The sequence below is a fragment of the Methylobacterium terrae genome (assembly GCF_003173755.1).
GTDB classification, from domain to species: Bacteria; Pseudomonadota; Alphaproteobacteria; order Rhizobiales; family Beijerinckiaceae; genus Methylobacterium; species Methylobacterium terrae.
Genome location: NZ_CP029553.1, coordinates 6,062,949 through 6,084,560 on the forward strand (window position 1 = coordinate 6,062,949; position 21,612 = coordinate 6,084,560).

Annotated in this window: 24 protein-coding genes and 1 pseudogene; 19 read left to right on the forward strand and 6 right to left on the reverse strand. The window is 73.2% G+C overall.

Annotated features, from left to right (window positions below):
• Positions 1-69 precede the first annotated feature (69 nt).
• A complete protein-coding gene (locus tag DK419_RS27890; RefSeq protein ID WP_109961950.1) occupies positions 70-366 on the forward strand; it encodes a DUF6894 family protein in 297 nt (98 codons plus the stop codon).
• 12 nt (positions 367-378) lie between these two features.
• Here DK419_RS27890 and DK419_RS29725 read toward each other — a convergent pair whose 3' ends face one another.
• A complete protein-coding gene (locus DK419_RS29725) occupies positions 379-888 on the reverse strand; it encodes a VanZ family protein (protein WP_245442757.1) in 510 nt (169 codons plus the stop codon).
• Between the two features lie 194 nt (positions 889-1,082).
• Between DK419_RS29725 and DK419_RS27900 the strand changes: the two genes are divergently transcribed.
• The gene (locus tag DK419_RS27900) at positions 1,083-1,316 is read left to right on the forward strand and encodes a hypothetical protein (protein ID WP_245442758.1); all 234 of its coding nucleotides are present in this window, start codon (positions 1,083-1,085) and stop codon (positions 1,314-1,316) included.
• Between the two features lie 106 nt (positions 1,317-1,422).
• Here the strand turns inward: DK419_RS27900 and DK419_RS27905 are convergent, their stop codons facing one another.
• Together DK419_RS27905 and DK419_RS27915 are read right to left on the reverse strand one after the other, a co-directional pair.
• Positions 1,423-1,611 carry a hypothetical protein gene (locus tag DK419_RS27905; RefSeq protein WP_109961951.1) on the reverse strand — a complete coding sequence of 63 codons (189 nt, stop codon included), beginning with the start codon at positions 1,609-1,611 and terminating at the stop codon, positions 1,423-1,425.
• A 1,011-nt stretch (positions 1,612-2,622) separates the two neighbouring features.
• Positions 2,623-2,922 carry a hypothetical protein gene (locus DK419_RS27915; RefSeq protein WP_109961952.1) on the reverse strand — a complete coding sequence of 100 codons (300 nt, stop codon included), beginning with the start codon at positions 2,920-2,922 and terminating at the stop codon, positions 2,623-2,625.
• A gap of 349 nt (positions 2,923-3,271) precedes the next feature.
• On the opposite strand from DK419_RS27915, the gene DK419_RS27920 reads away from it, so the two are divergent.
• From DK419_RS27920 to DK419_RS27960, 8 genes are all read left to right on the forward strand, one after another.
• Positions 3,272-3,892, forward strand: coding sequence for a hypothetical protein (locus DK419_RS27920; RefSeq protein WP_109961953.1), 621 nt, complete (start codon positions 3,272-3,274; stop codon positions 3,890-3,892).
• A gap of 91 nt (positions 3,893-3,983) precedes the next feature.
• On the forward strand, positions 3,984-4,208 hold the full coding sequence (locus DK419_RS27925) for a hypothetical protein (RefSeq protein ID WP_109961954.1): 225 nt from the start codon (positions 3,984-3,986) through the stop codon (positions 4,206-4,208).
• A gap of 214 nt (positions 4,209-4,422) precedes the next feature.
• Positions 4,423-5,538: a transglycosylase SLT domain-containing protein gene (locus DK419_RS27930; RefSeq protein WP_109961955.1), complete on the forward strand. Its 1,116-nt coding sequence runs from the start codon at positions 4,423-4,425 to the stop codon at positions 5,536-5,538.
• Positions 5,539-5,682: 144 nt separating this feature from the next.
• On the forward strand, positions 5,683-6,303 hold the full coding sequence (locus DK419_RS27935; RefSeq protein WP_109961956.1) for a response regulator: 621 nt from the start codon (positions 5,683-5,685) through the stop codon (positions 6,301-6,303).
• Between the two features lie 249 nt (positions 6,304-6,552).
• Positions 6,553-6,798: a hypothetical protein gene (locus tag DK419_RS27940; protein ID WP_245442759.1), complete on the forward strand. Its 246-nt coding sequence runs from the start codon at positions 6,553-6,555 to the stop codon at positions 6,796-6,798.
• A gap of 103 nt (positions 6,799-6,901) precedes the next feature.
• Positions 6,902-7,933: a transglutaminase family protein gene (locus tag DK419_RS29730; RefSeq protein ID WP_245442760.1), complete on the forward strand. Its 1,032-nt coding sequence runs from the start codon at positions 6,902-6,904 to the stop codon at positions 7,931-7,933.
• Between the two features lie 119 nt (positions 7,934-8,052).
• On the forward strand, positions 8,053-8,859 hold the full coding sequence (locus DK419_RS27955; RefSeq protein ID WP_109961958.1) for a transglutaminase-like domain-containing protein: 807 nt from the start codon (positions 8,053-8,055) through the stop codon (positions 8,857-8,859).
• Positions 8,860-9,027: 168 nt separating this feature from the next.
• Positions 9,028-9,684 (forward strand): L,D-transpeptidase, encoded by a 657-nt coding sequence (locus DK419_RS27960; RefSeq protein ID WP_109961959.1) that lies wholly within the window; start codon positions 9,028-9,030, stop codon positions 9,682-9,684.
• Positions 9,685-9,747: 63 nt separating this feature from the next.
• Here DK419_RS27960 and DK419_RS27965 read toward each other — a convergent pair whose 3' ends face one another.
• Positions 9,748-10,059, reverse strand: coding sequence for a hypothetical protein (locus DK419_RS27965; RefSeq protein ID WP_109962559.1), 312 nt, complete (start codon positions 10,057-10,059; stop codon positions 9,748-9,750).
• A gap of 188 nt (positions 10,060-10,247) precedes the next feature.
• On the opposite strand from DK419_RS27965, the gene DK419_RS27970 reads away from it, so the two are divergent.
• Positions 10,248-10,475, forward strand: coding sequence for a hypothetical protein (locus tag DK419_RS27970; RefSeq protein ID WP_109961960.1), 228 nt, complete (start codon positions 10,248-10,250; stop codon positions 10,473-10,475).
• A gap of 81 nt (positions 10,476-10,556) precedes the next feature.
• Here the strand turns inward: DK419_RS27970 and DK419_RS27975 are convergent, their stop codons facing one another.
• A complete protein-coding gene (locus tag DK419_RS27975) occupies positions 10,557-11,045 on the reverse strand; it encodes a phasin (RefSeq protein ID WP_109961961.1) in 489 nt (162 codons plus the stop codon).
• Between the two features lie 242 nt (positions 11,046-11,287).
• On the opposite strand from DK419_RS27975, the gene DK419_RS27980 reads away from it, so the two are divergent.
• The 3 genes from DK419_RS27980 to DK419_RS27990 all read left to right on the forward strand — a co-directional run bounded on the left by DK419_RS27980 (position 11,288) and on the right by DK419_RS27990 (position 17,376).
• On the forward strand, positions 11,288-14,320 hold the full coding sequence (locus DK419_RS27980) for a PAS domain-containing protein (RefSeq protein ID WP_109961962.1): 3,033 nt from the start codon (positions 11,288-11,290) through the stop codon (positions 14,318-14,320).
• Between the two features lie 74 nt (positions 14,321-14,394).
• Positions 14,395-15,741 carry an ABC transporter substrate-binding protein gene (locus tag DK419_RS27985; RefSeq protein ID WP_109961963.1) on the forward strand — a complete coding sequence of 449 codons (1,347 nt, stop codon included), beginning with the start codon at positions 14,395-14,397 and terminating at the stop codon, positions 15,739-15,741.
• Positions 15,742-16,026: 285 nt separating this feature from the next.
• Complete coding sequence (locus tag DK419_RS27990; RefSeq protein WP_109961964.1) at positions 16,027-17,376, forward strand: MFS family transporter; 1,350 nt, start codon at positions 16,027-16,029, stop codon at positions 17,374-17,376.
• Between the two features lie 116 nt (positions 17,377-17,492).
• Here the strand turns inward: DK419_RS27990 and msrP are convergent, their stop codons facing one another.
• Positions 17,493-18,467 carry a protein-methionine-sulfoxide reductase catalytic subunit MsrP gene (msrP, locus tag DK419_RS27995; RefSeq protein ID WP_109961965.1) on the reverse strand — a complete coding sequence of 325 codons (975 nt, stop codon included), beginning with the start codon at positions 18,465-18,467 and terminating at the stop codon, positions 17,493-17,495.
• Between the two features lie 187 nt (positions 18,468-18,654).
• Between msrP and DK419_RS28000 the strand changes: the two genes are divergently transcribed.
• From DK419_RS28000 to DK419_RS28020, 5 genes and pseudogenes are all read left to right on the forward strand, one after another.
• Entirely contained in the window at positions 18,655-18,993 is a 339-nt protein-coding gene (locus DK419_RS28000; protein ID WP_245442761.1) for a hypothetical protein, read from the forward strand.
• A gap of 77 nt (positions 18,994-19,070) precedes the next feature.
• Positions 19,071-19,843 (forward strand): annotated as a pseudogene (gene soxA, locus DK419_RS28005) (sulfur oxidation c-type cytochrome SoxA).
• Positions 19,844-19,897: 54 nt separating this feature from the next.
• Positions 19,898-20,575 (forward strand): nitrile hydratase subunit alpha, encoded by a 678-nt coding sequence (nthA, locus tag DK419_RS28010; protein ID WP_109961966.1) that lies wholly within the window; start codon positions 19,898-19,900, stop codon positions 20,573-20,575.
• Positions 20,572-21,261, forward strand: a complete 690-nt coding sequence (nthB, locus tag DK419_RS28015; protein ID WP_109961967.1) for a nitrile hydratase subunit beta — start codon at positions 20,572-20,574, stop codon at positions 21,259-21,261. Before nthA ends, nthB begins: the two co-directional genes overlap by 4 nt.
• A complete protein-coding gene (locus DK419_RS28020) occupies positions 21,258-21,563 on the forward strand; it encodes a nitrile hydratase accessory protein (RefSeq protein WP_109961968.1) in 306 nt (101 codons plus the stop codon). Before nthB ends, DK419_RS28020 begins: the two co-directional genes overlap by 4 nt.
• Positions 21,564-21,612 lie beyond the last annotated feature (49 nt).

A 21,612-nucleotide genomic window follows, 5' to 3' on the forward strand; every position in this document is an offset into this window, starting at 1 on the left:
TTTCAAATTTGTTAAAGCATTGCCCGAAGGGTCTGTGCACATCTGTCCCCAGAACAAGGGGAGGACGGTGTGCAGCGCTACTTCTTCGACCTGAGCGCCGGCGCCTGGCAATGCCGGGACGATATCGGGCTCATCCTCTGCAGCCAGGACGAGATCCGGGCCGAGGCGACCCGGACGGCGATCGCGTTCGCCGGGGCCGGCCTGTCCGGCGCCGATCTCTCCGACCTGAAGGTGCGGGTTCGCGATCGCGCGGGCGAGCCGGTGATGACCGTGAGCCTCGCCCTCACCGTGCGCGGGCCCGAGGAACCGGTCCGCCTCGGCCTGGCGCCGCGGCCCGCCCGTCCGCGGATGGTCCGGGCCGCCTGAGGCGCCGGACCGTCAGGTTCCTTGCCCGGCCGCGCGCCGGAAGCCCGCCAGGGCGCGTGCGACGGCGAGGCCCGCCAGGGCGCCGCCGGCGCTCGCCGCGAAGTCGATCGCCTGCGCCGTACGGCCCGGAACCCAGATCTGCCCGATCTCGAGCACGCCGGCGAGGCCCACGAGGGCGAGGCCGAGGCGCCGGGTCGGCGCGTGGGCAAAACCGAGGCCGAGGAGTCCCGCCGTGCCCGCATAGGCGACGAAGTGCTCGATCTGGCCGGCCGCGCCGGTCCGGACCTCCCAGTCCTTGGGAATCCACGACAGCCACACCAGCACCGGCAGGCAGGCGAGGCCCGCCGCTTGGGCAACGTGCTGGAGGCCCGGCCACCCGAGCGGCCACGTGAGCGGTGACGGCATGCCGGGCGGGATCTCGCCGGGCGCAACCTTGCCGGGGGCCTTGGCGGACGGAACCTGGCCGGACGGGATCTGGCCGGACGGGATCTGGCCGGACGGGATCTGGCCGAACGGGGTCATCGCCATGCTCTCCTCGGGCCGCGGCGCCGCTCCCGTTTCTTCGCCGGTGAGCCGGGCGGCGGCAAGCGCGCCATCCGGCGCGGCTCCCGGGCCCGAGCGTCCCGCAACGGGGTTAAGCCGATGGCGGTAGGCGGAGGCCCCCGGCGGAACGATCCGCCCCCCGGTGCGATACCCGGGAAAGCCGGAGGTGCCCGATGACCGATCCCGCCCAGACACCCACCGGGGAGACACCCGCCGGGATTCCACCGGCCCCCGCGGCGGCCGGGACCGGCACCGACGAGGAGGCGTTCCACATCCCGGACGACCTCGCCCTGGCGCTCACCGAGTTCGCGGCGGTGGAGCAGCTCTCCCGCGGCGAGGCGATCTGCCGGATCCTGCGCGAGTCCCTGCGGGTCAAGGGCTACCTCAGGGGCTCCGGCCCGGCCTGAGCCGGACCGGAACGCGACGACGAGGGCGGCGTCGCCTTGCGCCATCGATCGCGTGCGGGGCTCCTCGCGACGGGCCGGAGCCCGCCGCCTCCGTGCGCGCCGTCCGTCAGATCGCGCTGCGCAGCTGGATCTCCAGGCGTCCGACATCCTCCGTCAGGCGCTCGACGTTGCGCTGCGCCTCGTGGTCCTCGGGCGCGTTGCGCAGGGCGTGGGAGGCCGCCGCGAGGGAATCGCGCTTGGCCTGGAGCGCGAACTCGATCTGCGCCCGTGCCATCTCGGGTGTCCTGTCGGCCATCGGTCTCCTCCTCTCCGGTCCGGCGCCGCGACGGCGCTCGCGTGAAAGCACCGGCCCAACGCGCCAGGGCTGCGTCCGGGTACGGCCGGGAGGCTGCTGCGACATCCGGGCTCATTCGTCGGACGGGATTGCCGAGACGCCCCCGGCGTCGGTGCCCGCGCCAAGAAGCGCAGGCTCCCCCGCTTGGAGGAGCCTGCGCCGCGAGAGCCGAGGGTTCGCGGTCGGCCGGTGTCAGCAGTCGCCGGCCTGCTGCGCGGCGGTCTTCTCGCCCCTCGACTGCTTGCTGACGTCGGACGGCGAGGTCGCGGTCTGCGAGCCGACATTCTGCATCGCCCCGACCGTGCCGGGCGATTCGGCCTTCGCCCCGGGGTGACCGAGGCGGTGGCGGACGGATCGACGTTGGAGCTCTTGTCCATCTTCTGCGCGGTCTGGCCGGGCGCACAGGGTCCGGCGGCGGCGCCGAGGGTTCCGGCGAGCAGGACGAATCCGGCACCGATCATGGCGAGGCGTGTCATGGGATTTCCTCCACAGGTTGTCCCGCTTCAACCACGCCTGCGAAGGGCGGTTCCTCACCCTTTGGGATGCGGCGCTCCGGCGCGACCTTCGCTCCTCGTCGATCCGAAAGCCATCTGTCGGGTGCAGCGCTGCCATTCATTGCGATCGCGGCCGGAAACGAAAATTCCGCTTGCGTTTTGTGCGGCGCACGCTAGTTTGTGCATCGCACGGTCGCGATGGCGTCGCGGCCTTGCAGCCCTCTTTGGGCGTTTCCTCCCTAGACTTCGGGCCGCTCGCGAGAGCGGCCTTTTTTCTTTGTCGGCAGCGGCGCCCGGGGGTGCCGCGAAGGCCGGTACGATGCAGGCGATGCGATGGACCGCCGAGGGCCGGGTGCCGGAACGCGAGAAGGGGCCGCGCCCGGCGCAGCCCCTCCCACATCGTCACTCTGCAGTGCGATTTCCGGCAATCCGATGTCCGGCACGCCGTCCGTCACGGCCGACCGGAGTGAGGGGCGCCTCAGTTCGACAGGCCCTCGACCGGCCGCGACTGGGCGTAGAGGCTCGCCCCCGCATCGGCGCCGACGACCCGCACCAGGGCGGCCTCGTCGCAGGTGCCGGCGATCCGCAGGCCGAGCCGGTGCAGGTGGTCCTTGTCGGTGCAGTAGGCCGCCAGCCGCGCCCGTCCGGTCTCCGGCATGCGCGAGACCAGGGCGTCCACGTCGTCCTCCGTGGCGCGGTGCAGGACGGCCAGCAGCTCCAGCGGGATCGGGTAGCGCGCGAACGCCGTGGGCAGCGGGCGGGTCTGATGCTGCGGCATGGATCACCTCGGTGCGGTCAGGGTCGGACGATCCTCCGCCGGACATGGTTAGCGATCGGTTAAGGGCGTCCGCCGGCGCCCCGCATCATGCTGCCGGAGAGGAAACCGGCTCCTGCCGTGGCGGCACGGCCCTTGCCGGAACAGTCCGTCCCGGCCGTGCGCCGGGACCGGAGCGCCGTCGTGACGGGTCGCGACAATCAGGATCGGCCGTCCGATACCGATGCCGCAGGTTTCCCCAACATGAACCGATGGTGCCGCATGGCTGCATACGCATAACGTATGGAGCAACCATTCCCGTAGAAGATTGTAATGCGGACGCGGCGCCGGTCGGCGCCCTGGAAGATGTGCGATGAGCGAGCAACCCAGCGCGGAGCCCGTCCCGGCCGAAGCCGTGCGCCGCAGCCTCGACGGCTGCCTGCGCGCACCCGCGTTCCGGCGGTCGCCGAAGCTGGCCGCCTTCCTGAGCTACATCATCGAGGAGGAGCTGGCCGGCCGGGGCGAGGGCATCAAGGCCTACACCATCGCCACGCAGGCCCTCGGCCGGGCCGACAGCTTCGATCCGAGCAACGACCCGAGCGTGCGGGTCGAGGCCGGCCGCCTTCGGCGCGTCCTCGACGAGGTCTACGGCGACGAGGGCCGGGCCCTGCCGGTCCGCATCCAGGTGCCCGTGGGCGCCTACCGGCCGAGCTTCGAGATCCAGGCCGCCGAGGAGGCCCGCCGGACCGAGGAGGCGCCCCCACCCGCCGCCAAGCCGCCTGCCAAGCCGCCTGCCAAGCCCCCCGCCAAGTTCTCTCCCAAGCTCACTCCCAAGCCCGCTCCGGTCCCGCCCCTGCTGCGTGCGGCGGGCGCCCAGGCGCTCGCGCTGTTCGAGACCCGCGGCCAGGCCGTCCTGGCGCTGCTGCTCGCGGTGATCGCGGTCCTCCTCGCCGTCGAGATCATGCTGCAGATCTACGTGCTCGCCTCCGCCTGACCCGGTCTTCGCCGTGGATCGAGCATGATGGAACCGAGGAACGACCTGCGCTGTTCAGTGACGTCCATGACGTGACGTACGGGAGGTTGCCATGCGCAAGATGATCGCCGGTGCCGTGCTGGCCGTGGGTCTGGCCGGGTTCGCCGGGGCGGCGGAGGCCAAGGGCTGCATCAAGGGCGCCGTCGTCGGCGGCATCGCCGGCCACGCCGTCGGCCACACCTTCGCGGGCGCCGCCGCGGGCTGCGCCCTCGGCCGCCACCAGGCTAACAAGCGCCAGCGCACCCGCGACGACGCCGTGGCGCGCGCCGCCCGCTGAGCGCCCGCCTCGCTGCGGCGCAGCATCGTCCTCGCCAGTCGCCGGTCCGGTTCCGCAGGACAAGCTTGGCCGTTACGAGTTCCGAATGCTCGGGGCGGCTTACGGCGAAGCTTGTAGGTGGACGGACCTAAGCTCGGCGAGCGTCGCCGTCTTATCGCCACATCTCACCGGCTTCTTGCGCCTCACAGGCACGGAAACCGGGGCGATACATCAGATGCGACGTCGAGCGGACGGACCGGCGCAGCGGGGCGGCCTGCGGATGGCGGGGCCCCACGGGGACGTCCTCTCCCTCGGCGGCAGCCGGGCCGCCCAGGGCGGCATCCCCGTGATGGCGCGGGCGCTCCTCGCCGCGGGGTGCCTGGCGGCGGGCCTCTCCGCCCTGCTGCACCAGTACGGCAGCGACCTCGTCACCGCCCGCCCGGCCGTCACCATGATCATGGCCGACCTGCTGGTGATGCCGCAGCCCAAGATCCAGAACCTCAAGATCCAGAACCTCAAGCCGCCGACGGCGCAGCCCAGGGAGGCCGCCGTGATGGCGCCCCTGCGCGAGCCGGTGCACGACCTCGACACCGCCCTCGGCTCGTCGGGCGTCGACCGGGTCTCCTACGACGACCTGCTCGCCGCCAGCACCGGGGGCGATCCCAACGAGGTCCTGAGCTTCGGCCCGATGCGGATCCGCCGCCACCTCGTCCAGACCATCGTGCGGGCCGCCGCGACCGTGCGCACCGACCCCGTCCTGCTGATGGCGGTGGCCGACAAGGAATCGAGCTTCCTCACCGAGGTCCAGGCCCGGACCTCCTCGGCCACCGGCCTCTACCAGTTCATCGAGCGGACCTGGCTGCAGGTGATGCGGGAGTTCGGCGCCCAGCACGGCTACGCCCGCGAGGCCGGCCTGATCGGCGACGACAACGGCGTCGCCGACGCGTCCGACCGCGCCCGCATCCTCGACCTGCGCCGCGACCCCTCGCTCTCCGCCGTGCTGGCCGGCGAGATGCTGAAGCGCGATTCGGCCCGCATCGCTGCCCGGATCGGCCGCGAGCTCACCCTCGGCGAGACCTACCTCGCCCACTTCCTCGGGCCGGACGACGCCGAGCGCTTCATGGCCAAGGTGGTCGAGGAGCCGAAGGCCGAGGCCGCTGCCCTGCTGCCGAAGCCCGCCAAGGCCAACCGGCCGATCTTCTACGAGCGCGTCGGGCGCCGGAAGGCCCGCAGCCTGACGGTGGCGCAGGTCCACGACAAGTTCGAGGCGATGATGAGCACCCGCGGCGCCCGCTACCGCGACGTCGGCGCCCTGATGGGCGTGATGGCCTACGCCGCCGACACGCCCTGAGGGCGGGGATTTGATCGCCGCGGACCGGTCCTCCGCGATGAAGAACGTTGCGAAAAACTCCCGCTGCCGAGCTCCAGTTGCGGAAACCGCGGCGCCGGTCGTGGCTTATCCTCCTGACGACGGTTCAGCGATCAGGAGGTGGCGATGGGCGCGGCGGGCGCCGGATGCCAGACGGGCGGTACGCAACTCACTCCGACTCTCTCCCTCGACGCCCTCGGGGCGGGTCTCGCGGCGGCCTATGACGGCCTGATGCTCGAGACCGTGCCGGAGCGGCTGGGCGCCCTCCTGCGCGAGCTGGAGCACCGCCAGGCCGCGCAGCCCGCGAGCGCGGACGAGGTGCCGCGGCCCGACGACGCGGGCGGCGCGCCGGGGGGAGCGGCGTCCACCCGGCTCGCCCTGCTCGTCGGCGACGTGCCGGGGGCCGATGAGGCCGCTTCCCTGCTGGCGCGCGCCGGCCTCGAGACGCTGCGCTGTCCCGACCCGGATGCCGGCCTCGACGCCCTGCGCCTGCGCGGCGACGCCGTCGCCCTGGTCCTGATCGGCCTGCCGACCGGGCGGACCGGTGGGCTCGACGGTGCGGGGCTCGCCCGCGCGGTCGCGACGCTCTGGCCCACGATCCACCTCGTCGTCGCCCAGCCGCCGCGCGCCGACGGCCCGGTGCCCGACGCGCGCCTGCCGCCCCAGGCAGTGCCGCTGGACCGGGCGCCCGACCTGCTCGCCCTCGCCGAGCACGCGGCTCGCAACCCGCGCCCGCCCGTGGATTGAGCCGATCGCGGACGGGCGCCCCGGGTCCCGCGCCGAACGCCGGCGGCAAGGTGCGAAGCAAGGTGCGGGGAATGGCGGTCATCCGTCCGGCGAACCTCCATATGATGACCTCTGCCGATTTGATCGGCACGGTGGTCCTGGCTTAGGCTTCCGGGTCTCGGGCTCTCCAGGGGCGCTCCCTCCAGGGGAGTTCGGAGGTCGGAGGAACCGGCATCGAGACGGGCGTGGAACGGATCGGGGGATCTGGGGATGAAGACGAACGACCGCGACAGCTATCAGGCCGAGTACGCCGCGACGGCGGGGCAGCAGGCCGCCTTCTTCCGCGAGCAGGCGGAGCGGCACCGCCAGCAGGCCGAGCAGGCCCGGGTCTTCGCCGAGCTGAGCCCCGGCGAGGAGAGCCGGGAGCAGAACCGGCGAGCCGAGCGGCTCGAGACCCTGGGGCGGCACGGCGACACCATGGCGGCCGCCTTCGAGGCCCGCGCACGGCGCGGCTGACGATCCGAGGGGGCCCGACCGCCTCCACCGCCGAAGCCCTCGCCTCAACAAGTCCCTCACGCCAACGAGCCGCGGCCGGCGGCCGCGGCGAGACGGAACCCTCGTGCCGATCCTCTCCGTCGACCACGTCACCACCTACCGCTACCGGCAACCGGTCGGCTTCGGCGAGCACCGGCTCCTGTTCCGGCCCCGGGACAGCTACGACCAGCGCCTGATCGCGGCCTCCCTGGCGATCACGCCCGAGCCGCAGGCGCTCCACTGGATCCACGACGTGTTCGGGAACTGCGTCGCGGTGGCCCGCTTCCGCGGCCGCGCGGCGGAGCTTCGCTTCGCCTGCCGCATCACCCTCGAGCACACGCCCGAGCCGCCCCTCGCCTTCGCGCTCGCGCCGCGGGCGGCGCGCTACCCCTTCGCCTACGACGCCGACGAGGTGCCCGACCTCGCCCGCTGCATCGAGCGCCAGCACCCGGGCCGGACGGTCGAGGCCTGGGCCCGCGGCTTCCTCGATCCCGACGGCACCGCCGACACCCGCGCCCTCCTCGCCGCGATGACGGACGCCGTGCGCCGGGACTTCGCCTACGAGGCCCGGATCGAGAAGGGCGTGCAGGATCCGGCCGAGACCCTGCGTCTCGGCCGCGGCACCTGCCGCGACTTCGCGCTCCTGATGATCGAGGCGGTGCGCGCCCTCGGCCTGGCCGCCCGGTTCGTCTCCGGGTACATCTACGTCCCGGAGCGCGACGGTGCGACCACCGGTGACGTGCGCGACGGTGCGACCACCGGTGACGTGCGCGACGGCGCGACCAACGGTGACGCGCGCGACGGCGCGACCATCGTCGATGCGCGCGACGGCGCGACCGGGCATCTCGGCGGCGGCTCGACCCATGCCTGGGTCCAGGTCTACCTGCCGGGGGCGGGCTGGGTCGAGTTCGACCCGACCAACGGCATCGTCGGCAACCGCGACCTGATCCGCGTCGCGGTCGCCCGTCATCCGGGCCAGGCGGTGCCGCTCCACGGCAGCTGGATCGGTCGGCCGGAGGATTTCCTCGACATGGCGGTCACGGTCCGGGTGACCGAGATCCCCGCCGGCGAGGTCCGGGCCGGCACCCGCGCGGCGGACCGGCTGGCGGCGGATTAGCCGGGTCGACGAAACTTCGCCCAGCCCCTGCCGCTTCTTCGCGCAGCCCGCGGGGACGCCGAGGCCTTACCCTGCGTTGACTCTCGGCGCGCCGCCGTCACCAGGGAGCCAGCACCGTCATGAGGATCCGGACCGGGTACGCGATCACCTTCGATTCCCCGGCTCCGACGCCGATGCTGCTGATGCTCAGCGTCCATCCGTCCCGGCTCGGCGATTGCCTGACCTCGCCGGCCTTGCGCTTCGACCCGCCGATCCCGGCGCGGGACTACGCCGACCGCTACGGCAATACCTGCACCCGCATCCTCGAACCGCCGGGCCCGCTCACCGTCTCGGCCGATTTCGTGATCGCGGATGGCGGCCGGCCGGACGAGGTCGCCCCCGACGCGATCCAGCACCCGGTGCAGGACCTGCCCGACGACGTGATGGTCTACCTGCTGGGCAGCCGCTACTGCGACACCGACAAGCTGTCGAACACCGCCTGGCAGCTCTTCGGGAACACGCCGGAGGGCTGGGCCCGGGTGCAGGCCATCGTCGACTACGTGCACGAGCGGATCCGCTTCGACTACCAGCGCGCCGACGCCACCCGCTCGGCCTTCGACGGGTTCAACCAGCGCGAGGGCGTCTGCCGCGACTTCGCCCACCTCGCCGTCACCTTCTGCCGCTGCATGAACATCCCGGCGCGCTACTGCACCGGCTACCTCGGCGACATCGGCGTGCCGGCGGTGCCGGACCCGATGGACTTCTCGGCCTGGTTCGAGGTCTATCTCGGTGGGCGCTGGTACACGTTCGACGCGCGCCACAACCGGCCGCGGATCGGCCGCATCGTCATGGCGCGCGGCCGCGACGCCACCGACGTCGCGATCTCGACCCAGTTCGGGCCCTCGCTGCTCTCCGGTTTCCGGGTCCATACCGCCGAGGTGTTCTGACCCCTCGCCGCCCGGTCCCTCGGATGCCGTCGATCCGATCAACCGAACGTGAACGTTCCGGCCACGCTCAGTACTCCGCCGACGCGATAAGCGTCGCTTTAACCGGGAACCACCGAGCCGGGGACAGCATTGTACAGCAAAGGTAACTGCTGAGGTAAGGCTCCGGCCATGAAGATCTTCGCTACCGCCCTGGCGGGCGCTCTGAGCGTGTGCGTGCTTGCCTCCGCGCCGGCCAAGGCTGCGCCCTACGATCCCTTCGACGCCAACCCGGGCGAGGATTACTACGCCGGCCAGCCCTACGACGCGCCGAGCTACCGCACGCAGGGCTACTACGGCCAGGGTCAGGGCCAGTCCGCCGGCAGCACCGAGCAGGCCCAGGTCGCCCCGATCCCGCGGGAGCTGGTGCCGTTCAACGGCGGTTACGCCCCGGGCACGATCGTGGTCTCGACCGCCGAGCGCCGCCTCTACCTGGTGCTGGGCGACGGCATGGCGCTGCGCTACGGCGTCGGCGTCGGCCGCCCAGGCTTCACCTGGTCGGGCACCAAGACGATCACCGCCAAGCGCGAATGGCCGTCCTGGACGCCCCCGAAGGAGATGCTGGCCCGCCGCCCCGACCTGCCGCGCTACATGGCCGGCGGCATCGACAACCCGCTCGGCGCCCGCGCGATGTATATCGGCGGCACCCTCTACCGCATCCACGGCTCGAACGAGCCGGACACGATCGGCCAGGCGGTGTCCTCGGGCTGCATCCGCATGACCAACGACGACGTCACCGACCTGTACTCGCGGGTCAAGGTCGGCGCCAAGGTGGTGGTGCTGAACTGAGAGCCGGCCGTCAGCCGCCGCGCGACGCGATGAAAGGGCCGCCCTCGGGCGGTCCTCTTCGTGTTACGGCGCCACCCGGCCCGGCGCCGGCGGCTGCGGCGCGCTGAAGCTCGCGAGCGGCACGTCGCAGAAGCAGCGGGCGCCGAGCGGGCGCGGGCCCGGCAGCGGGCACGAATACGGCTGCGGGCCGGTGAAGCCGCGCTGCACCGCGTCGCAATTGTAGCCGACCGCGCGCCGCGGGGCCGGGCGCTCGTAGCGGTCGTAGCCGTAGCCGGGAGGCGTGTCCTCCCGGTAGTACTGGGCTTGCGCCGAACCGGTCAGGACCGCGACCAACAGGACGGCCGACGACAGGCCGGCGCGAACGAACCCTCGCATCATTGCGTTCCTCTCTGGCGGGGAGCTACCCTGCGGGACGCCGCGCGGGCCCCGGGGGGCCGCATCGGTAGCCGAACCGCCCCGCCCCGGCAAATCGCGGCCGGTGCGCCGTTCGCGAAAGTCGTCATCGCGTCGTCGTCATCGAGCTTCGTTATCCAGTCTCCGTCCTCGAGCCCGGGAGATCCGCCGTGACCACCTCGGCCCAATGGCAGCGCACCCTCGACGCGGTCGTCGAACTGGCGGAGGACATCGCCCGCATCTCGCCCGACTGCGCCGACCGGGCGGTGCAGATCGTCCGGCTGATCCGGGCCGTCGATCCGCCGGCCCGCGCCGTGGGCGACCTCGACGCCGACGATTGCCTGGACGAGCTCGACGTCGGTCCGCTGCGCCGCAGCAAGACGCCGGACGCGGTCTGACGAGAAAGGCCGCGCCCCCTCGCGGGAGCGCGGCCTCGACCGTGCCGGCCGGCGGCCCGGCGAACCGGGCCGTGCGCGTCCTTAGGACGCCGCGTCCTTGGCGGCGTTGGTCGCGTTGCTGGCGGTGTTGCGGGCCGCCTCGGCGCCCTGCTGCATGGCGTTGCGGGCCTGCTCGGCGCCCTGCTGCATCGCCTGCTTGGCGTTCTCGGCGCCCTGCTGCATCGCGCTCTGGGCGAGGCCGCCGAACTCGCGGGCCTGGGTCTGCATCGCGGCGAACTGGCTGCGCACGAACTCGGCCTGGTGCTGCATCGCCTCCTGCACGTCCTTCGAGCGGACGAGCTTCTGGGCGAGGTCGAACGCGGCGTTCACGTTCTGCTCGGCGTAGGAGATGCCGCGGGTCGAGACGTCCTGGGCGTTGTTGCGGGCGAGCTCGGCCGAGCCCTGCAGCGTGTCGGCGGTCTTGCGCGCCGCGCCGATGAAGGAGTCGAACGCCTTGCGGGCCTGCTCGACGCTCTTCTCCGCGAAGTCCCGCATCTCGGTCGGGATCTCGTAGTTCGGGGTCTGGGTCATGTTCGTCTCCTCGTGTTTTTCGGCGGCACGTTGTCGGCCCGGCACGCATTGTGCACCGCACAATAGCACGCCCGTGCCGAAATGCCACCTTTCCGTGGGTCGTTAAGGTTGACGGCGAGATAACGCTGCGACTGCGCATTTCGTGCCGGTGCGGGATAGGGTCAGTTGGTTTAAAGCAGGGCGTGTGATCCGGTTCTCGTTCGGGGCCGGCGCGGCGCGCAAGGCGTGCTCAAGGAGAGGCAGTGGGTCGGGACGTGCTCTTCGAGACGACGATCGAGGCCCTGCGGGCCGTTCCGGCCTTCGCGCAGCGGATCGACGGTCCCGACCGGGCCTTCCTGCTGCTCGACCGGGGCGCGACGCAGCTGCTCCACGCCTCCCCGGCCGCCGCCACCCTGCGCGAATCGATCGCCGACGCGGCCGGGCGGATCGATCCGGCCCTCGCCCTGCCGGCGCAGCTGCGGGGGTCCCTGGCCCTGCCCCCCGGCACGGCGCAGCCGCGGCTGGAGCGCCTGCGCCTCGCCGGCCGCCTCGCGCCGCCCCTGCTCTGCGCCTGCCTGCCCGCGACCCTGCCGGACGGCGGTCCGGGACTGGCCGTCGCGATCCTCGATCCGCTGCCCGCCCGCCGGCCGCGCCGCGCCGCGCCCGCGCCGACCCCCGAGCCCGAACCCGCCCCGGCGGAGCCGGCCGCCGTCCCGGCCGCGGCCCCCGCCCCGCCGGCACCCGGCCTGCGCTTCCTGTGGCGCAGCGACGCGCGCGGCTGCCTCGTCGAGGCGACGGCCGGTCTGCCCGAGACCGTCGGCGCCTCGCCGGTCGGCCGGGCCTGGGACGACCTCCTGGCCGGCCCCGTCGAGGCCGAGCCCGGCCTCGCCGAGGCCCTGGCGGAGCGCCGCACCTTCCGGGCCGTGCCGGTGCGCTGGCGCCGCGCCGGCACCCGCGAGGCGGTGGCGGTCGATCTCTCGGGCGCGCCGCGCCTCGGCGCTGGCCGCGCCTTCGCGGGCTTCAGCGGCTTCGGGGTGATCCATCCGGACCGGGTCGTCCCGGCGGCGGACCGGCCGGAATCCGCCGAGCCGAAGCCGCCCCGCCCGACCCTGCGCGAGCGCGCCGCCGCGGTGATCGCCGTCGGGCGCCCCGCCCCGGCGGAGGACCCCGCCGAGCCGGCCCTCCGGCCGGAATCCGGGAGCGCCCCCTCCTCGCCCCTCGCCCCGTCCGCGCCGGGCCGGGACGGCGACCCGCGCGACCTCGCCTCGCTCGCCGGAGCCACCATGGCGGAATTCGCCGGCCTGATGGCGGCGCCCTTCGCGCATCTCGGGATGAGCTGGGGTTTCGGCACCAGGCCGCCGGATTCCCACGCTCCGGCGGCCGGGGCGACGACCCCGGCCGCGCCCGACGCGGCGCACGCGCAGGAGGCTGCCGGGCGCGAGACTCCCCAAGAGTCTTTCCAAGAGTCTCCCCGAGAGTCTTTCCAAGAGTCTCCCCGAGAGTCTTTCCAAGAGTCTCCCCGAGAGGCTCCCCAGGAGGCTTCCCGAGAGGTTCTCGAAGACGCTCTCGTGGCGGCGCCCTCCGGGGAGCCGCAGGCGCCGGCCGCCACCGAGTCCCCCGACGAGAGCCCGCGCAACGCCTCGCTCTCCCTCAACGAGCACGCCGCGTTCCGGGAGATCGCCCGCGCCCTCGGCGCCCGCTTCGCCGGCGACCCGGACGGCGCCGAGGCCGCCGCGCCGCCGGCACCCGCCGCGCTCCATCGCGGCGCCGTGACCCCGTTCCGGGGCGCGCAGGCCCTCGCCCGCCTGCCCGAGCGCGGTGCCGAGGCGGCGCTCGCCCGCCTCGTCGAGCGACTGCCGGTCGGGCTCCTGGTCCATCGCGGCGACGAGGTGCTGCTCGCCAACCGCCATCTCCTGGGGCTCGCGGGCTACGACACGATCGAGGCCCTGGCGGCGGCCGGCGGCCCGGCGGTGATCTTCCGCGGCCGCGACCCCTCGGCGCAGGCCGGCCCCGGCGAGGGCGCCCCGATCGCGCTCGCGACCCGGGCCGGCGGCTCGGTGCCGGTCGGCGTCACCGTCGGGGTCGTCGAGTGGGACGGCGCGCCGGCGAGCGTGCTGACGATCCGCCGCCTGCCCGACGCCGACCCGGCCCAGTCCCTGGCGGCGGCCGAGGCCCATCTCGCCCACCGCGACGCGCACCTGCGCGAGACCACCGCCATCCTCGACGCGGTCACCGACGGGGTCGTGGTGCTCGACGACGAGGGCCGCGTCGTCGGGATGAACCGCGGCGCGCAAACCTTGCTCGGGGCCGATCCGCGCGAGGTCGCGGGCGAGGCCCTGACCGGCCTGCTGGCGCCGGAGAGCCGGCCCGTGGCCCAGGCCGCCCTGCTGCGGGCGAGCACCGGCGCCACCGCGACCACCGGCGAGGAGGTGCTGGCGCGGGGCCCGGACGGGCCGGTGCCGCTCGTCCTCACCCTGGCGCCGGTGGCGAGCGGGTCGCAGCGCCGGGTCGCCGCGGTCCTGCGCGACGTCTCGGCCACCCGGCGCACCGAGGCCGAGCTGGTGCGCGCCCGCCGCGAGGCCGAGCGGGCGAGCGCCCAGAAATCCGATTTCCTCGCCACGATCAGCCACGAGGTCCGCACGCCGCTCAACGCCATCATCGGCTTCGCCGAGGTGATGCTCGAGGAGCAGTTCGGCCCCGTCGGCAGCGAGCGCTACCGCGACTACCTGCGCGACATCCGCGCCTCCGGCGAGCACGTGGTCAGCCTGGTCAACGACCTCCTCGACCTCGCCAAGATCGAGGCCGGCCACCTCGACCTCGCCTTCGCGGGCGTCTCCCTCAACGACCTCGTCGCAGCGTCGGTCGCCCTGATGCAGCCGCAGGCGGCGCGCCAGCGGGTGGTGATGCGCACGAGCTTCGCCCCCGGCCTGCCGGCGGTGCTGGCCGACCAGCGCTCCCTGCGCCAGGCCGCCCTCAACGTGATCTCGAACGCGATCAAGTTCACCGACGCGGGCGGGCAGGTGATCGTCTCGACGGCGACGACCGACCGGGGCGGCGTGGCCCTGCGGGTGCGCGACACCGGCATCGGCATGAGCCCGGAGGAAGTCGAGACGGCGCTCCAGCCGTTCCGCCAGATCGCCACCGCGCAGCGCCGCGGCGGCGGCACGGGCCTGGGCCTGCCGCTGACCAAGGCGCTCGTCGAGGCCAACCGCGCCTCGCTCCGGATCACCAGCCGCAAGGGCGAAGGCACGCTGGTCGAGGTGCTGTTTCCCGGCGGGCGGGTGCTCGAATCCTGACCTATCGCCGGGGCGGGCCCGGGCGTAGGCTCGGGGCCGCCCCGTTTTCGGATTCGCCGCCTCAGGACCCGGCCATGCCGCCCCGCCCCGCCGTCACCGGCGCCCTCCTCGCCCTGCTGGCCCTCGTCCCGGGGGCCGCCGCCGCGGCGGACGGCCTGCCGCTGACCGTACTGACCGAGCGCAGCGGCCCGGCCGCCGCCGCGGGCACGCCGCTGGCGAACGGCCTCGCCGACTACCTGACCATGCTCGGCCGGCGCGACGGCGGCGTCGGCGGGATCGCCCTCGACGTCGAGGAATGCGAGACCGGGGGCGAACGCGCGCGGGCGCTCTCCTGCTACGAGGCGGCGGTCGCCCGCGGCAGTATCGCGCTGGTCCCCGGCAGCGCCGACGCGGCGCTCGCCCTGCTGCCGCGCCTTCCCGCCGACCGGATGCCCCTCGTCGCCTCGGGCTACGGCCCCGCCGCGATGGCCCGGGGCGACGTGCTGCCCTGGGCCTTCGCGCCCCCCGCCACGGTCTGGGACGCCCTGGGCGCCGCGCTCGCGTACTTCGCCCAGGACGGCAGCGAGGGCAACCCGCAGGGGCGCAGCCTCGCCTACATGCACCGCGACAGCCCCGCCGGGCGCGAGCCGGTGCCGGTGCTGCGGGCGCTCGCGGCGGAGGCCGGCCTCGCGTTCCGGGCCTACGCCCTGCCCGACGCGGAGGGAGCGCCAGGCGCGGATCCGTGGCGCGCCGCCCGGGCGGCGGATCCCGACGCCGTCATCCTGGACGCCACCGCCGGCCTCCCCGGCACCCCCTTGCGCGACGCAGCCGCGGCGGGCCTGCCCCTCAACCGGATCGTCACGGTGGGCTGGACCGGCGAGGACGACCTGCTGCGGCCGGGCGCCGGCGCCCGCGACCTGACGGCCAAGGGCCTGCGCACCGTGACCTGGCACGCCCTCACCGACAGCTTCCCGGCCTTCGACCAGATCGACCTCCTGGTGGTCGATGCCGGGCTGTCGCGCACGCCCAAGGAGGAGAGCGCCGGCCCGCTCTACAACCGCGGCGTCTATGCCGGGGTGATCCTGGCCGAGGGCATCCGCAACGCGCAGGGCCTCGCCGGCCGGGCGCGGATCGACGGGGCTCAGATGCGCCGCGGGCTCGAGGCGATCAACCTCGACCCGGTGCGCTGGAAGGAGCTCGGCCTCGTCGGCTTCGCCCGGCGCCTGCGCCTCACCTGCGCCGACCACAGCGGCCGGCGCCCGGTGACCGTGCAGGAATGGACCGGCGCCCGCTGGGTCCAGGTCGGCGACGAGATCTCGGCCCCGCGCGAGCGCCTGTCCCCCCACCTCGACGCCGCGATCGCGACCCATGCCGAGCGCGCCGCGACCGAGACCGGCAGCGCGGAGAGCCGATCGCGGGAGGCCTGCGCGGCCCGGCCGTGACAAGTCTTCGCAAGATTGCTGCGTTGCACAAGAACGTCCGTCCCGCTCCGGACGATTTCCAGGAAAGCATTTCGCGCCGGTTTCGCGCCGCAGGTCCACCGTGACGGGACCCTGCGTCACGCGCCTGTCCTTGGGACAAGAGGCTGCGGCATCGCGAAAATGCCGGACGAGTGCGGTGCGGGGCTGTACCCCGGCTCCTCATTCTCCTAGTGCGGGCACGGCGCGGGGTCCCACGGCCCGCGTCGCGCCGCCATCGCCCGCCCCCGGGAGGAGACACAACCCGCGATGACCAGCACCGCCCAGAGCCGGCCCCCCGCGGCCGACAGCCTCGCCTCGTCGAACCCGACCATCGCGGCCTACGACAACAAGGCGCGCATCAAGGCCATCATCGGCTCCTCGTCGGGCAACCTCGTCGAGTGGTACGACTTCTACGCCTACGCCTTCACGGCGATCTACTTCAAGGACGTGTTCTTCCCGGGCTCCGACCCGACGGTGCAGCTCATCAACACCGCGGCGGTGTTCGCCATCGGCTTCCTGATGCGGCCGATCGGCGGCTGGCTGTTCGGCCGCGTCGCCGACCGCTACGGCCGCAAGACCTCGATGCTGATCTCCGTGATGATGATGTGCGCCGGCTCGCTCGTCATCGCGATCCTGCCGACCTACGCGCAGATCGGGATCTTCGCCCCCGTGCTGCTGCTCTTCGCCCGCATGGCTCAAGGCCTCTCGGTCGGCGGCGAGTACGGCACCTCGGCGACTTACATGAGCGAGGTGGCGCTGAAGGGGAAGCGCGGCTTCTACGGCTCGTTCCAGTACGTCACCTTGATCGGCGGGCAATTGCTGGCCTCGCTCGTCGTGGTGCTGGTGACGCTCTCCCTCGACGACAAGGCGATGACCGCCTGGGGCTGGCGCATCCCGTTCTTCATCGGCGCCGGTGCCGCCGTGGTCGCGCTCTACCTGCGGCGCTCGCTGCACGAGACCTCGACCGCCGAGACCCGCACCTCGCGCGAGGCCGGCAGCATGGCGTCGATCTGGCGCAACCACCGCCGCGCCTTCCTCACCGTCCTCGGCTACACCGCCGGCGGCTCGCTGATCTTCTACACCTTCACCACGTACATGCAGAAGTACCTGGTGAACACGACCCACATGGACAAGAAGACCGCCAACCTGGTGATGACGGCGGTGCTGTTCACCTACATGGTCGTGCAGCCCCTGTTCGGCATGTTCGCCGACCGGTTCGGCCGCAAGACCGCGATGCTGCTGTTCGGCGCCTCGACCACGCTGCTGACGGTGCCGCTGCTGCACGCGATCGCCGGTGCGCAGAATCCGTTTCTCGCCTACGCGCTGATCACCGCGGCGCTGCTCTGCGTCTCGTTCTACACCTCGATCAGCGGGCTCGTGAAAGCCGAGATGTTCCCGGCCGAGGTGCGGGCGCTCGGCGTCGGCCTGTCCTACGCCATCGCCAACGCGATCTTCGGCGGCTCGGCCGAGTTCGTGGCGCTGAGCTTCAAGGAGGCCGGCCTCGAGACCACGTTCTACTGGTACGTGACGGCGATGTGCGCCGTGGCGTTCCTGGTCTCGCTGCAGATGCCCGACAGCCGCCGCTCCGGCTACCTGCAGGGCGACGGGACGGCGTGAGGTCCGGTCGGGAGTCATCCGCAGCGGATGCCTCCCGACGGTCCCGCTCCACAGGATCATTCGGGATCGGGAAACCAGGAAGGCCGGCGCGTCCCCGGATGCGCCGGCCTCTTGCGTCAGACGAACAGGCGCTCCTTCTCGAGCCCCTTGTACAGGTCGGCGACCTGGGCGCCGTAGCCGTTGTAGATCAGCGTCGGCACCCGCTCGTCGGTGCCCAGCACCCGCTCGCTCGCCTGGCTCCAGCGCGGATGCGGCACGGCCGGGTTCACGTTGGCCCAGAAGCCGTATTCCGACGCCTGCAGCCCCTCCCAGAAGGTCTTGGGCCGCTCCGCCGTGAAGGTGATGCGGTTGATCGACTTGACCGACTTGAAGCCGTACTTCCACGGCACGGCGAGCCGCAGGGGCGCGCCGAACTGGTTGAGGATCGGCTTGCCGTAGACGCCGGTCACCATGAAGGCGAGGTCGTTGCCGGCCTCGGCCATCGTCAGGCCCTCGGTGTAGGGCCACGGATAGAAGAAGGCGCGCTGGCCGGGCGCCATCGCCTTGTCCATGAAGGTCTGCATCTGGATGTACTTGGCGTCGCCTTTGGGCTTGGCCAGCGCTACGAGGGCGGAGAGCGGGAAGCCGGTCCACGGCACCGCCATCGACCACGCCTCGACGCAGCGGTGGCGATAGAGCCGCTCCTCCAGCGCCATCTTGCGCACCAGGTCCTCGAAGCCGATCTCGAACGGCGTCTCGACCAGGCCGTCGATCTTGATCGTCCAGGGCTGGACCTTCAGCGCGTTCGAGCCCGGCGTCACCGTCTTGTTGGTGCCGTACTCGTAGAAGTTGTTGTAATCGGCGCTGTAGCGCTCCGCGGTCAGCGGCCGGTCGAGTGTGTAGGCCGGGTTCTGCTTGGCCGGATAGAGGTCGGCGGTCTTGACCGCGCCCGTCCCCTCCCCCGGCAGCGCCGCGTGAGCCGGCCCGCCGGCGAGCGAGGCCGCCGCCATGCCGAGGCTGCCGCCCAGCAGCGCCCGGCGGTTGAGGAAGACCGCTTCCGGCGTGGCGAGGCGCTCGGGCATCTCCCAGCCGCGCTTGACCTTGATGTGCATGACGGTGGTCCCTGAAAGGCGGAGTGTTGCAGCGGACATCGGGGCGAACGCGCCACGGCGCAAGTCACGGTTCAGCGAGGCCGACGCCTCGTGTCGCGAGGCCGGCGAGGCCGCGTCGACGTGGGAAACCGGGGTGCCACCTCGGAGTGAGCGGCGACAGCGGCGGCGCACCGTGCGATAGAGCGTGATGCCCGCGAAGAACCCGTCCACCAAGAATCCGTCTGCCAAGAGCCCGTCTGCCAAAAATCCATCCGCCAAGAATCCATCCGCCAAGAACCAGTCAGCCAAGAAGCCGCCCGCCAAGAAGCCGAAGCACACCGCCTTCACCGTCGCGGTTTCGGCCGCCGACGACGGAACCAGCGCTCCCGCCTTGCGGGTCTACGTCGCCATGGCGGTCGACCCCCTGGCGGCCGTGGCCGCCGTGCAGGCGGCGATGCCGGAGGCGGCGGTGGAACTGAGCGGTACCCTGTCGGACCGCCTCGCCGCCCGGCTGAAGCTGAAGCCGGGCGAGGTCCGGCCGATCTGAGGCTCGATCCGGCGTGCGGATGGGCCCGCTCCCGTGTAGGCTGCCGCGCCATGAGGGATGCACCCCGGATCGACGCCATGGTCGGGCGAACCGTCGCCGCCCTCGGCCTGGCGGCCTCTCTCCTCGGCGCCGCTGCGGCGCAGGGCATCCCGCCCGCCGAGCGCCGCTCCGGCTTCGACCAGATGGCGCCCGAGACCCGGGCGATGCAGGCCGACGACACCGCCAATCCGGGCATGCTCTGGGTCCAGGACGGGGCTGACCTCTTCGCCCGCGCGCCGTCCCCGGTACCGCGCCCTGCGCCGGGTGCCACACCGGATCCGCGATGCGCGGCGTCGCCGCCCGCTACCCGGCCTGGGACGAGGCGCTGGCCCGCCCGGTCGACCTCGAGGGCCGGATCAACCTCTGCCGCAGCCGCCACCAGGAGGCGGCGCCGCTGCCGCGGGAGGGGCACGACCTCCTGGCGCTCACCGCCTATCTCGGCCACCTCTCCCGCGGGCAGCCGCTGGCGCCGCCGGCCGACTTGCGCCTCGCGCCGGCCCGGGCCGAGGGGAGAAGGCTGTTCACGACGCCGATGGGCCAGCTCGGCTTCTCCTGCGCCGGCTGCCACGACGATCGCTGGGGCCGCCGCCTCGGCGCCGCGACGATCCCGCAGGGCCACCCGACCGGCTACCCGCTCTACCGGCTCGAATGGCAGGATCTCGGCTCGCTGGAGCGGCGCCTGCGCAACTGCCTCACCGGGATGCGGGCGGAGCCGTTCACCCCGGGCTCCGCGCAGGCCGTCGCGCTCACCCTCTACCTGATGCAGCGCGCCGCGCCCCTGGCCCTGGAGAGCCCGGCCGTGCGTCCGTGACGGTGGCGGCGTGGGACCCGGGCGCGTATCCTCCCGGCCTCCGGGAGGCCCCGCATGGCGCAAGACCACGATCACCACCATCACGATCACGACCATTCGCACGACCATTCGCACGACCACGACCACCCGCACGGCAGCGAGCTGTCGCCGATGGACCTGCGGGTGCGCGCCCTCGAATCGATCCTGGTCGAGAAGGGCTACGTCGATCCGGCCGCCCTCGACACCCTGATCGAGACCTACGAGACCAAGGTCGGGCCGCATAACGGCGCCCGGGTCGTGGCGCGGGCCTGGGTCGATCCCGCCTTCAAGGCGCGGCTCCTGGAGGACGGCAGCGCGGCGATGCGCGAGCTCGACGTCGGCGGGCGCGGCGGCGAGCACATGGTGGTGGTCGAGAACACGCCGGAGGAGCACAACGTCGTCGTCTGCACCCTGTGCTCCTGCTACCCCTGGCCGGTGCTCGGCCTGCCGCCGGTCTGGTACAAGTCGCCGCCCTACCGCTCCCGCGCCGTCATCGACCCGCGCGGGGTGCTGGCCGAGTTCGGCACGGTGCTGCCGCCCGAGACGCGCATCCGCGTCTGGGACTCGACCGCGGAGCTTCGCTACATGGTGCTGCCGATGCGGCCTTCCGGCACCGACCACCTCGACGAGGCGGCGCTCGCCGGCCTCGTCACCCGCGACGCGATGATCGGCACCGGGCTCCCTTCGAGCCCCGACCGGGGGGACCGCGCATGAACGGCGGACAGGATCTCGGCGGCATGCAGGGCTTCGGCCCGCTGGGCCTGGAGGCGGACGAGCCGCGGTTCCACGCGCCATGGGAGCGCCGGGTCTTCGCGATGGCGATGGCGATGGGGCTCACCGGCACCTGGAACCTCGACGCCAGCCGCGCCGCCCGCGAATCGCTGCCGCCCGGCGAGTACCTGACCTCGAGCTACTACCGGATCTGGTTCCGGGCGCTGGAGAGCCAAGTGCAGCAGCACGGCCTCGTCGAGGCGGGAGAGCTCGCCGCCGGCGCCGCCCTGACGCCGCCCGCCCCGGTCGCCCGGGTGCTCAAGGCCGGGGAGGTGGCGCCGCTCTTCGCCCGCGGCTTCCCGAGCGACCGCCCGGTGGCGAATCCGGCCCGCTTCGCCCCCGGCGACGAGGTGCGGGCCAAGGTCGTCAACCCGACCGGCCACACCCGCCTGCCGCGCTACGTCCGCGGCCGCACCGGCACGGTCGAGCGGGTCCATGGCGGCTTCGTCTTCCCGGATTCCAACGCGGCCTTCGCGGGCGAGGCGCCGCAATGGCTCTACACCGTACGGTTCGCCGCCGTTGAATTGTGGGGCGAGGATGCCGATCCGGGCCTGACCGTCTCGGTCAACGCCTTCGAGAGCTACCTCGAGCCCGCCCGGGTCCAGGCCGCAGGGTCCTCCCGCGCATGAGCCGCCCGCCGGACGCCCCGGTCTTCGCGGCCCCCTGGGAGGCGCAGACCTTCGCGCTCGTGGTGTCGCTGCACGACGCCGGCCTGTTCACCTGGTCCGAATGGGCCCGGGCCCTCGGCCGCTCCGGCCACCGCACGGCGGATTACGCCCTCTGGCTCGAGACGATCGAGGCCCTGATCGCCGAGCGCGGCCTGACCAGCGCGGCGGCCCTGGCGGAGCGCCGGGCCGCCTTCGCCCGGGCGGCGGCGGCGACGCCGCATGGCGAGCCGATCCTGCTGGAGAACGATCCGGGGCCGGAGTGAGGCGTTCGGCCCCCGGAGGCGATAGTCCCCGCATCGATCCGGGGCCGCG